Raw genomic sequence first — 12142 nt, forward strand, 5'->3', positions numbered from 1 at the left:
AGACTAAGTTCGTGGGAATACGCTAAAAAAATTTTTAATCCCACATCGCTACGGTATCTCTTTAATTTTCTACGTATTTATACGTAGAATAGTCTAAGTAATCTTAGCTAAACACTTGCGCAGTAATCCCAATTGGCGTGTTTACGGTGCTGTGCCACACTATCTAAGCTGAATCATCGATTCTTAGCCGATTGATTCTTAGCAGATTGTACTTGTGGTCGTAGTGGTTTTGGGCAGGAGATCTTTTTAACCATTGCGACCAACTTTTTTGACGGTTATCCAAAGCAGTAATATAGCTAGAGGGCGATAATAAAAATGTTCAAAATGACTTTTAAAAAAACCTTGATCACTGCAGCAGCTTGTACAGCTGTATTAGCCATGCCAGCAATGGCGGCTGATAAAGTTTATAAGTTGAAACTTGCCGAAACTTGGCCAACGAATTTTCCAATATTTGGCGATGCGCCAAAGAATATGGCTGAGTTGGCAAATAAAATGTCTAACGGCCGACTACAAATCACGATCGACTCTAAGAATAAACATAAAGCACCGTTTGGTGTTTTTGACATGGTTCGTTCTGGACAGTACGACATGGGTCACTCTGCGTCTTATTACTGGAAGGGTAAAGTGCCAAATACCCTTTACTTCACCACAATGCCTTTTGGTATGACTGCACCTGAACAGTATGGTTGGTTCTATCATGGCGGTGGCCAAGAACTAATGGATGAGGTGTATGGCAAATACAACCTTATGTCCTTCCCTGGTGGTAACACAGGTAACCAGATGGGCGGTTGGTTCCAGAAAGAGATTAACTCATTAGATGACCTACAAGGTCTGAAAATGCGTATCCCTGGTTTCGCTGGCGAAGTTATGGCTAAGCTAGGTGCTAAACCTACGAACATTCCACCAGGTGAGCTATATACTGCACTGGAACGTCGTACCATTGATGCGTTAGAGTGGGTAGGTCCATCACTTGATCTACGTATGGGTTTCCACAAAATAGCCCCATTCTACTACACAGGTTGGCATGAGCCTGCTACTGAGTTGCAGTTCCTTATCAACAAAAAGGCTTATGCAAAACTACCCGCTGATCTACAGCAGATCCTGAAAACGGCTATGCGTACTGCGGCGTATGATATGTACATTCAGTCTTATCATGAATCTGCAGTTAACTGGGCTAGCATGAAGTCTGAGTTCCCAAATATTCAGGTTAAAACGTTCCCACCTGAAGTAATCACAGCTATGCGTAAAGCAAACGATGAGTTGCTTGCAGAGAAAGCTGCAACTGATCCATTAGCTAAGAAAATCTTAGATTCTCAGTCTACATACATGGCTAAAGCGCGTGAGTGGACTAATATCTCTGATAAAGCTTACCTAAATAGCTTGTCTGACTAAACGTATGATGAATAAGGCCTGTTGAAGGGGCAGGTCTTATTTTATTACGTTGTTCCACAGGGTGACCCATGAGTTGCCCTTTATTACCTAAAGTTAAAGAACCTACCGTTGGTATTTTGAGTGTTGTCCCTATTCAGGGTGCCATTATCTATTTTTTCTTGGAGCTAGCATGTTTCTATTGAGACTGGAGCAGGTGATCAACAGCTTTTCAGAGCTGATGGGTAAGATCTCTGCAGTCCTATTTGTGTTAATGCTGTTCAATGTCTTTATCGATGTTGTTATGCGCTACGTTTTTAATGACGTTTCTATCGGGATGCAGGAGATGGAGTGGCATCTTTATGCTGCTGTTTTCCTTCTGGGTGTACCCTATACGCTAAAAACAGGCGGGCATGTACGTGTTGATATTATTTATGACGGCCTAAGTGCAAAAACTAAATCTATAATCGATATGCTAGGTTGCTTAATACTGTTATTCCCTTTCTGCGCATTAGTGGGCTGGTATGGTGTTGATTTTGCGCGTGAAGCATTTGAACTCGGTGAAACCTCAGGCGATCCAGGTGGTTTACCTTATCGCTGGTTAATTAAGTCTGTTATTCCTTTCGCTTTCTTCGCTATTTTAATTAGCGGTGTGGGTCTGTTCCTTAAATCTTTAAACGTCTACTTGGGCAATAGCCAAGCAGATGATTATCAACCACCACAACATTAAGAGGCCCTAGTAATGATTGGTATTGTCATGTTCGCCGTGGCGCTGCTTATGCTGCTTGTCGGCTTCCCAGTTGCTTTTACTTTTGGTGGCGTTGCTTTGCTCTTTGGTGTTTTCGCCGAAGGTGCAGAAATGTTCGCTTTTATGCCATTCCGTATCCAGAGCATTATGGAAAATACGGTATTGATGGCGGTTCCCTTATTTATTTTTATGGGGATTGTTTTACAGAAAACCCAATTGGCTGAGCAGTTGCTTGAGTCGATGGGTAAGCTTTTTGGTGGAGTGCGCGGTGGTTTAGCGATCTCAACTGTATTGGTTGGTGCGCTTTTAGCCGCGTCTACAGGGGTTGTGGGTGCTTCAGTGGTGGCGATGGGCTTGATCTCACTGCCGGTTATGCTGAAGTATAAATACGACAAGTCGTTAGCCTGCGGGACTATTTGTGCATCAGGTACCTTAGGCCAGATTATTCCTCCGTCTATTATTCTTATTATCTTAGGGGATGTACTTGGCATTCCTGTCGGTGATCTGTTTAAAGCCGCGGTAGGCCCAGGTTTAATGCTGATCGGTATTTATGTTGTTTATATCTTGATCTATAGCTATATGAAACCTGAAGCTGCACCAGCACTGCCTTTAGATGATGACGTGAAGAACAAGCGAGAGCAGTATACCAAGGCGTTAATTGCCATTGTGCCTCCTCTAGCATTGATTTTGATCGTATTAGGTTCCATCTTTGCGGGTATTGCTACACCAACAGAATCATCGGCGTTAGGTGGTGTGGGCGCTATGATTCTTGCTGCACTTTATCGTCAGTTTAGTTGGAAAATGGTACTGAGCTCCGCGCAAGAAACGGTTAAAGTGACCGCGATGGTTTTCGCCATATTGCTAGGTGCTACCGCATTCTCAATGGCCTTCACATATACCGGCGGTGACTACATCGTAGAAGAGGTTCTGTCGGATCTTCCGGGTGGTGCCACAGGCTTCTTGATTCTTTCAATGTTGGCTATTTTGGTACTAGGCTTCTTTATCGATTTTGTAGAGATTAGCTTTATCATCGTACCGATTCTCGCACCTGTAGCAGATGCTTTTGGTATCGCACCGGTTTGGTTTGCGATTTTGATCGCCATGAACCTGCAAACGAGTTTCTTAACACCGCCCTTTGGATTTAGCCTCTTTTACCTTAAGGGGGTTGCGCCACCGCAAGTGACTACAATGGATATCTATCGGGGTGTTATGCCGTTTATCATCATGCAGGTAGCGGTGGTTGTTTCCATTCTGTTATTCCCTAGTTTTTACGGCCTATCGTAAAGAACATGTGATGGGGCGGGTCGCGCCCCTTTACGTAGCGGGCTGATAAACGCCCGCTTATTGTTTATTCCCATTGCCCAATGCTCACGTCAGGGCTAATTGGGCCGCCTCGGTTTCCGGGGCATTTTTTTGTCTCTCGTTTAGGACTCAATGTAACTTCATTTGAGAGGAGGGGTATTGCGTATTACTATGCAGGCTCTAATCGTTGGATGATGTTTGGAGAGTTTAGTTAGATGGGCATAAAAAGGATAATTTACAGCGTATCGCTGTGCTGCTGTTTTGTGATGGCACTGCCGAGTCAGGCCGATGATAAAGTCTATCATTTAAAGCTGGCTGAGACTTGGGGTGCAAATACACCACTGTTGGGTGATACCACTAAGCGTTTGGCATATCTGGCGAAGACGCTGTCAAACGGCCGCCTTCAGATTAGAATTGATTCGAGTAATAAGCATAAAGCCCCGTTCGGCGTGTTTGATATGGTAAGGGCCGGCCAATATGATATTGGTCATTCCGCTTCCTATTATTGGAAAGGGAAGTTGCCTAATAGTCTTTATTTTACGACGATGCCGTTTGGTATGACTGCGCCTGAGCAATACGGTTGGTTTTATTATGGTGATGGTCAGTCGTTAATGAACGAGGTGTATGAACCCTTTGGGCTCTACTCCTTTCCCGGTGGTAATACGGGGGTTCAGATGGGAGGCTGGTTTCAAAAAGAGATTAACTCGCTTGCCGATGTCCAAGGGTTAAAAATACGTATTCCTGGTTTTGCTGGAGAGATCTGGGCTAAATTAGGGGCCAAACCCGTCAATATAGCGCCCGGTGATCTCTATACATCCTTAGAGCGGCGTACGATTGACGCGGTTGAGTGGATAGGCCCTTCCCTTGATATCCAAATGGGTTTTCACAAGATCGCGCCATTTTATTATACCGGTTGGCATGAACCGGCGAGTGAGTTGCAGTTTTTGGTGAATAAAAAAGCGTTTGCTCGCCTGCCCGCCGATCTACAGCAGATCCTAACAACCGCAATGCGAGTTGTCGCGTATGATATGTATATCCACTTCCAGCATGAATCAGCCGTTAACTGGGCGAACATGAAACGTGAATACCCAGCTATTCAGGTTAAGTCGTTTCCTAAGGATGTGATTAATGCCATGCAAGCTGCGAATAGCGCGTTGTTAGCGGCTCATGCAGAGAAAGACCCCTTAGCTAAGCGTATTCAACACTCTCAAGCCAGCTATATGGCAAAAGCACGGGCGTGGACCGAGATTGCAGATCAAGCCTATTTAAATAGCATGTCAGAGTAAGTTAACCATTCACTAATGACCTACGCATGATCAGTTAAAGGGCAGGGGTGTATTCCATACCTTTGCTCTTTACCCTTCCGAGTTTTTTCTTTTCCCGTTTGCTTCAGCTGCCTCTTTGACGTCTTTATCGATAGCGATGGGTCATGCCCCGTGCTGCTTTTTTAACCTTATCGATACAGGTTATCGGTCACATGATTACCTGCGCTAGCAGTATGTTTAAAACAGAGAGCGATTAAGAAATCTAACGAAAAGATGACGCTTTTGTTAAAAAAAGGAATTTTTCCTATAACGCACAATTAGTTTATGAATATATGATCAAAATGAATGGGGTCATCGATAGTGTCATTAGGCAGAAAGTAATGCCATTTAGTGAGTTTTGTTAGCCATAACTGGATGTTAACTGTTTAGAAAGATAAAGGCTTGGGAATATTTCCCGAATGTCTTGGGAGGATGGAGCATCCCAAAGTTTGCGGGGGTTCTTCCTAAATACAATACTCTCAAACGCTATCGGTCACTTACTATGGATATTAGACATGGCAAAAAGTCAGATCTGTAAACTCGCTGCTGTTGGCATCTAGAATTACGAAGCAAGGTTGGAGCTGTATTGTGCAAGCTGATAATAAAACCGCTGAGTCGGCTAAACAAAAGTTACTTGAACTATTCGACGATGTTCTAAGCCATGATGGTTTTGGCGAGATACGCATTGAAACAAAAATTTTAAAACGGCAGCAAAAAGAGGTGATTTTGCATTGCGGTAAGCAGTACCGTTTTGTTGTCGACGTATAAAAAGAAGAGATATGAGATAAGAGTGCAATGAGGGTTTGCATCTTTTAAAAATTAAATCGAGAAATCCAAAAGTCTGTATGAGGCAGATGCGGTAAATGTGTTGAGAAAACTCATGAATACTAAAAAAATAAAAAATACGATCGCAAAATTTAAGAAAGCAGACTTGTCTCACGTTAAAGACGCAGATTTGCGTAGTAAGGGTGAAAAATTACAAGCGAAGCAGGGCGGTTTTACCTTGCTTGAGCTTTTGGTCGTAGTGGCAATCTTGGCCATTATCGCCGGTGCAGTTATCTCCTCTCTTGATGGTAAAGAGGAAGGCGCTGCCCAAGCAACTGCTGTTCATACCATGGCAACTTTAGAGAGTGGTATGAAGGTATTCAAAACTACCGAGAAACGTTTGCTACCGGATGAGCTGGAGTCACTGATCTGTATTGATAATATGGCAGTGGATGCTGATGGCTTAAGTGCAACGCTGGGTGCAGGAACCGCGACGGGTGCAATTCTTCTTAGTAACAGTGGTGATAACTCAAATGTGTCCCGTGTAAACGGTGGTCTTACCGGTGACATTGCAGATAAGTTAGAAGTTATTGGTGTCGATGTGGCTGATCCTGTCTGGGATAATATGGCTGATGCTGGCCTTACCGGCCTGCGTTACGCGACGCTGGCTGTTTGTGATGGCGTTGTTACAGCTGGTGCCATTGCAACCGGTGTTGATGATGTTGCGCTAGTTGATATTACTAAACCCAATCTTATTTTTCGTGACCCTTTGATTGATGGAACGGAATGGGAATACGGAGCGGGTGCTTTAGTTGATTTTAATAACGCAGCTTCTGGAGCAGTTGCTCCTATCGCATTTTTTGATGAGCCTGCAGAGATTGGTGGTGATGAGGGTGACGTCGTTGCTGTCTTTGGTATCGGTCCAGATTCTAGCCTGATTAATAACATCATAGGTCGTGCACCAAGTGACGGTAATGTTGGTCCAGATAAGTATGGGCACTTCTCTATAGCAGTTAAAGTCGCAGAGTGTACTGATGGTACAGCAGAGTTTGGGGATACTGATTGTGATGCATCTGACGAATGGACTGTAGATGAGTCAGCTGAAATTCTAGCAGTGCTGGATGCTGGCGGCGATGCTTACGATGACGAAATTGCCGAAGCAAAAGGTAATGAAGAAGAGTAATCACTCCTGATGTTGGCAGGGGGGGGAGCCCTCCTGCCTTTTTTCTTATTTAATTGGGTAGCTAGGTTACTTAGATATTGATTAAAAAATTAACAGAAAAACTGACTAGTTAGCTCTAGTCATCATTATAAAAACAATAAAAATGATGTGGTAGTAAATGTATTTTGTAGACAGATGTACAAGCTGTGGTGTATCAGACCGTTTTTCTAAAAGTGTCAGGGACGATGCTTTTAGGAAAGCGGTTTTCCGTTATCAGTCGGGTTTTACCTTATTAGAAATGTTAGTTGTTGCGGCGCTGCTGTTAGTCATCGCTGGTGGTGTTGTCACATCGTTTCGTGATGTGGGCTCTGATGCCACAGAGCAAGCGGCACGTTACCAGATGCAACAACTGGGTGACGCTATTGATGCTTACTATACCGATACCGATTTTATCCCTTCCCGTGACACCCCTGCTGACCTTTCTTTCCTTTTTATTAAGCCAGCCTCAGCCGCAGACTGGAGTATTGATTACCGGCGTGGTTGGCGCGGACCTTATTTAAGTGGCCATAAATACCTTTATGTGGATATAGGTGATGATTTGGCGGCCAATGGAACCAGCGTCGATGATAGCAGCAGTGCTGGTGAACCTAACCTAATTGCTTCAGGTGGCGACGTCATCGAGTCGGTTATTGCCATTGCCGATCCGTTTGATCATTACCCCGTGGATAATGGCGTTAGTCGCAGCCGTGATGGATGTCATACCTTAGACTGTCTATTTCAATGGCGAAAAATTGAGGATGGCTCGCCTTTAGATCGCTTTGGCCGGCCTTATCTGGCGATAGACCTTGAGCTTTTGCAGGATAATAGCATTGTGCCAGGGGCTGCCCGTTTAGTGAGTTTAGGGGGGAATGGGATTTATGAGCCGAATAGCTGTGACTACGCTGAAACGGATGACGAGGAAGACGGTTATTGCAGTCAAGATCTTTTATGTAGCAGTAGTGGGGATGATATTGTTTTATGTCTACGTTAATGCCCACTTTATCGATTAACAACGATCCGCGTTGCACTCAGTTTAAGCAGCAAGGTTTTACATTGCTTGAGTTGGTTTTAGTGATGCTCATTATTGGCTTAATCGCGAGTACTCCATTAGCCTTTATTGATAACCAAGACAATCAGCTTCGTTATGATGAAACCGTAGCGAAAATGAAGCTCATTAAACGGGCTGTTTATAATCAATCGACCTACCAAAACCAGCCACTGTTATCTGGCTTTGTTGTTGATAACGGGGTTTTACCGCCCACCAGTGGCACGCCGTCGCAAGACCCGTCTGAGCTATTTCCGTTAATTGGGAAAAATGATGTGTGGAATCTTGATGGCGCGAATGACTGGGACACGTTTGGCGGGATAAAACCTTATCTTAAACTTACAGGTGCGGGTGATTTTGAGGTTCCGCCGAGGTATACACAATTGAAAGGCTATCGTGGCCCTTATCTACAAGAGGGTGTCGATAGTGACGGTGCATTTTTAGATGGTTGGGGTGTAGGGTTCGAGGTCAGTAGTACTGCTGTAGGGGATTACCGATTTACTTATACCGGGGATGATGGTTCGCATCCAGCTCCATTTAATACGCTTGTTTCTGGGGCTGTTTCTAGTTTGGATTGGCAGGTGCCTTTAAGCCAGCTCAATATTAATGTGACTAACTATAAGCTGACAGCGCAAGAAGTAGCTATAGCGGTTTTCCAGAATAAAGCAGCCAGCGATGATGAACGCTGGACAACCTATTACTTTTCCATCGCGGCGGCCTCTGGTGGTGTCCCCTCTATAGAGCGCACGCTTACCTTCTCCTCTTCAGAGTGGCAGAAAAAGGGGGTAGGTTCTATTTCTAACCCCGAAACAACCTATATTCCTGCGGGTCAGCATCCCATATTTGTCGTTGATAGCGGCTCGGTCGTTAATGCTTATGACCGTCTTTTGGTTATTCCACGTTCAACGCAACCCGCTTTGCAGCTTGAGGTTAAATAATGTTGTCTTTCCTGAATAAAAAAACAGCGGGAAAAGGAATTCTTGTTCTTAAGGTGAACGGTTTTGATCTAAAGGCGACCGTGATTAACGGTAGTCGTAATGAGTTGAAAGTAACGGTCTCTGTTACATCACATAAAGTTGAGCCTGATGCTGCATTGAAAGATGTCTTTGAGCAGCTGCAAAACGTACTGGGTAAAAATATACCGAGTAATGTTCTATTACTGCATATTAGTGCGATCTCTGGCCTGGTTGAAGTCACCGACAGTTTTGATTCCGCAGACAGCAGTAATTTGTTGGAAATGCTGCGCTGGGAGATGGAGGGTATTGTTGCGTCTCAATCTCCCCATTGGGATTTAGGCTGGCTGTTGATGGGACGTGGGTATATTAGCGCTGCTCAACGTGAAGAGCTGATTGTTTTAGCCATGGAAGAAAAGCAGCGCACGCACCAGACGGGCGATCCAAGCCCAATGCGGTTTGGTGAGGTCGCCATGCGTGAACAGATGGTGTCAAGAGAACAGATTGCTGAGTGTTTACATATTCAGCAAAAACTACAGCTTTCGGACCAGCGATTACTGACCCAGTGGCGTCCACAAGTAACCCCGTCGGCGGATGACAGCGATCTGTCTGGTAGCCGTGATATGGCGAATAAGTATCTGTGTACGGCCATGCCGATTGTACAACATCAGCAGTGGTTGGATGCGGTCAAAAAAATCAGTGGGTCAAATGGCATTCCGCGCCTAAATTTAAGACAGGTTTACCCTTTTGCGGGCTCAACCATCCCCTTAATTGGCGATAGCTCCGAGACGATTTTATTGACTGAATTTCATCAAGCGTATGTGTTATGTGCCGTGCTGTCGAATCACAGTGTTATCGATACGGTCATGATTAAGTGTTCCGGTAAGCAGTTAGATATTACAGCGGTTGCTGATGTTATGGGGCAGGGTGCGTTTGTTGATATCGAGCGCTGGGTCGTGGCGGATGTTGATCAGGTTTATGCGGAGCAGATTGAATATCTTGAATCGGTATTTCAGCTTACCCCAGAGCCGTTAGCGCGTCACACCTCACTTGATGTAGCAGAAGGGAGTGAGGCTCTTTTATGTGAGTTGGGTGCCGTACAGCACTTTTTGGGGCTTTCGCCATTGTTGGTTACACCACTAGCCGGGATGCCCCCGCCTGATCCTTTTTATCGTAGCCCGCGTTTTAAGGTTGCTATGGCCTTGCTAGCTGTTCCTCTGTTTATTGCTTCTTATGAGGGGTATTACTATTGGAAACTTGAACAGCTAACCCAGCAGTTGGTTGCAAAAGAGGAGCAATTAAATCGTTTTAAAGCCTCTAAGAAAGAGCAGCGTAAAGAGTACGGTGAGGCACAGAAGAACATTGCGTTGTATGAAGAAAAACAGAAAGACCTAGGGCTCCTTCAATCGGAAAAACAGTTAGTGGAACAGGTTATCGTCAAGCGCCAATCCTTTATGTCGCGTTTGCTGCCGGTACTGTCAGAAAGCATTAATGATGGTGTTGTGTTAGAGAGCATAAAAGAGAATCAGTGGTATGAGTTCTCGTTGACAGGGAAAGCGGTCGACCAAGCCAGTATTGATGATTTTAATCAGGTGTTATCTATCAGCTTAGAATCACTGCATATGTATATCGATAAAAGCCCGAGTAACTTCAGCGGTGATGCTGCACGGATGCAGAACGGTGTTTATGCGTTTGAGTTTTTGCTTAAACGTCAGGAGGCTCAATAATGATGACTGCGTTTGCGGCAATGGCTCCCCGAGAGAAAATATTACTTCTGGCTCTGTGTTTGGTGTTGGTTGTTGGCGGCTACCTTTTTACACGTGGGGCTGAGTTAAATACTCAGGTGCTGATTTTAGATGATCAGCTGACCTCCATGGATAAAAAGCTTTCGAAAGAGCGAAAAAACACTAAAAGTAAGGCGCTGCCGGAGCTGGATGGTAAGTCGATTCGCACTAAAGATGTTAAAAAACTTGAACGCTTAATTGAAGAAGAGCAGGCGCTGCTGTCGGGCTTTGGCCACGTGTTTGTCGACCTACGCGATAAAACTCAAGTGGCCAAATTAGTCGGAGAGGTTAACCGCAATGCCAAAGACAATAACCTTCAATTACTGTCTAAAGTGCAAAGTGAGGCAAACCTTATGCAATTTGTCTCTAAAAAGGCAAGAAAAACGGCGGCCTCCTCTTTGAATAGACCCCTGTATGAGCTTCATTTACAAGGCGGCTACAGCGCGTTGTATGGTTTTATTCAAAAGTTATCTACGCTGGAATTTTCTGTTGTGCCTATCAAAATCCAGGTTAGCAGAACGGAGCGCACAGCCATCGGTGGTGGACGTGTTTTAGATATTCAAATAACACTGGCCTTGTAATGAATAGTCATTCCTATACACAGCAGTTCGAAACGCTATTGGCTTGTATGTTGGCGCAGGGCGCTTCTGATATGCATGGCTCTGTTAATGTTGCTCCTGTGTTACGTATTCAGGGGGATTTGGTCGAGCAAGTGCAGTTGCCCGTTTTAGAAAAACATACCCTATTAGGGATGGCTGAAGCGATCTTATCGGTAGAGCAGTTTGAGCATCTAACCCACCAACGTAGCTGTGATTTAGGTTATAGCAACCAAAACGGTGAAAGGTTCCGCTTAAATTTTTATTTTGAACGGGGCAACTTAGCCTTTGCCGCACGGGCATTGAACAATGCTTTTTGTACGTTTGAGGAGTTAGGTCTGCCCGCGCAGTTAGCGGTGATCGCCGGCCAAAAAGATGGTCTGGTTTTGGTGACGGGCACAACAGGTAGTGGTAAATCCACGACCTTAGCGAGCATGATCAATAAGATAAATGAAGAACGTGCGTGTCACATTTTAACGATTGAAGACCCCATCGAGTTTGTTCACACGAATAAAAAAGCGGTGGTACACCAGCGGGAAGTCGGGGAAGACGTTCTATCCTTTGCCGACGCTATTCGCAGTGCCATGCGAGAAGACCCTGATGTGATGTTATTGGGCGAAATGCGTGACCTTGAAACGATGCACGCCGCTATTACGGCTGCGGAGACGGGCCACCTTGTATTTGCGACCTTGCATACCAATGATGCCGTGGGAGTGATTGATCGTCTGGTGGGGATGTTCCCCGGTGATTTGCAAAACACGGTGCGTCAGCAGCTATCGATGAGTTTACGTGCTGTTGTTACGCAAACCCTTGTGCAATCAGCTGATGGTGTAGGGCGTATACCGGTTAATGAGATTTTAATGGTTAACCCTGCTGTTTCTAATCTTATTCGTGAGCAAAATTCGTCACAGATTCGTTCTGTGATGGAAACTGGGCGGGCACAAGGTAATCAAACCCTTGAATATGCGTTGGCATTACGGGTTAAAAGTAAGTTGATTACGCGTGAGAAAGCCTTGCAGTTAACCTCTAGAAAAGAGCAGTTTGAAAACGCGCTCAAGGTGTTAAATAGGTAGCGC

The 12142-nt window shown here is 44.9% G+C and carries 11 protein-coding genes; all 11 read left to right on the forward strand.

From position 1 onward, the window contains the following. The first annotated feature begins 315 nt into the window (after positions 1 to 315). The 11 genes from A3773_RS03970 to A3773_RS04020 all read left to right on the forward strand — a co-directional run bounded on the left by A3773_RS03970 (position 316) and on the right by A3773_RS04020 (position 12139). Positions 316 to 1392, forward strand: coding sequence for a TRAP transporter substrate-binding protein (locus tag A3773_RS03970; protein WP_067983313.1), 1077 nt, complete (start codon positions 316 to 318; stop codon positions 1390 to 1392). Between the two features lie 169 nt (positions 1393 to 1561). Beyond that, the gene (locus tag A3773_RS03975) at positions 1562 to 2098 is read left to right on the forward strand and encodes a TRAP transporter small permease subunit (protein ID WP_067983315.1); all 537 of its coding nucleotides are present in this window, start codon (positions 1562 to 1564) and stop codon (positions 2096 to 2098) included. 12 nt (positions 2099 to 2110) lie between these two features. Next, on the forward strand, positions 2111 to 3400 hold the full coding sequence (locus tag A3773_RS03980) for a TRAP transporter large permease (RefSeq protein WP_067983317.1): 1290 nt from the start codon (positions 2111 to 2113) through the stop codon (positions 3398 to 3400). 233 nt (positions 3401 to 3633) lie between these two features. Then, on the forward strand, positions 3634 to 4704 hold the full coding sequence (locus A3773_RS03985) for a TRAP transporter substrate-binding protein (RefSeq protein ID WP_067983319.1): 1071 nt from the start codon (positions 3634 to 3636) through the stop codon (positions 4702 to 4704). Between the two features lie 606 nt (positions 4705 to 5310). Next, entirely contained in the window at positions 5311 to 5490 is a 180-nt protein-coding gene (locus A3773_RS03990; RefSeq protein WP_067983322.1) for a hypothetical protein, read from the forward strand. Between the two features lie 112 nt (positions 5491 to 5602). Next, positions 5603 to 6670, forward strand: coding sequence for a type II secretion system protein (locus A3773_RS03995; protein WP_067983323.1), 1068 nt, complete (start codon positions 5603 to 5605; stop codon positions 6668 to 6670). A 157-nt stretch (positions 6671 to 6827) separates the two neighbouring features. Continuing rightward, the gene (locus tag A3773_RS04000) at positions 6828 to 7679 is read left to right on the forward strand and encodes a type II secretion system protein (protein ID WP_067983326.1); all 852 of its coding nucleotides are present in this window, start codon (positions 6828 to 6830) and stop codon (positions 7677 to 7679) included. Beyond that, positions 7667 to 8671, forward strand: a complete 1005-nt coding sequence (locus A3773_RS04005) for a type II secretion system protein (RefSeq protein ID WP_082800544.1) — start codon at positions 7667 to 7669, stop codon at positions 8669 to 8671. Before A3773_RS04000 ends, A3773_RS04005 begins: the two co-directional genes overlap by 13 nt. Next, positions 8671 to 10413, forward strand: coding sequence for a PilN family protein (locus A3773_RS04010; RefSeq protein ID WP_067983330.1), 1743 nt, complete (start codon positions 8671 to 8673; stop codon positions 10411 to 10413). The genes A3773_RS04005 and A3773_RS04010 overlap by 1 nt, the downstream gene beginning before the upstream one ends. Continuing rightward, entirely contained in the window at positions 10413 to 11051 is a 639-nt protein-coding gene (locus A3773_RS04015) for a hypothetical protein (protein WP_067983332.1), read from the forward strand. Before A3773_RS04010 ends, A3773_RS04015 begins: the two co-directional genes overlap by 1 nt. After that, positions 11051 to 12139 carry a type IV pilus twitching motility protein PilT gene (locus tag A3773_RS04020; protein ID WP_075109475.1) on the forward strand — a complete coding sequence of 363 codons (1089 nt, stop codon included), beginning with the start codon at positions 11051 to 11053 and terminating at the stop codon, positions 12137 to 12139. The genes A3773_RS04015 and A3773_RS04020 overlap by 1 nt, the downstream gene beginning before the upstream one ends. The last annotated feature ends 3 nt before the right edge of the window (positions 12140 to 12142 follow it).

This window comes from Neptuniibacter pectenicola, from assembly GCF_001597735.1.
In the GTDB taxonomy this organism is placed as follows: Bacteria; Pseudomonadota; Gammaproteobacteria; order Pseudomonadales; family Balneatricaceae; genus Neptuniibacter; species Neptuniibacter pectenicola.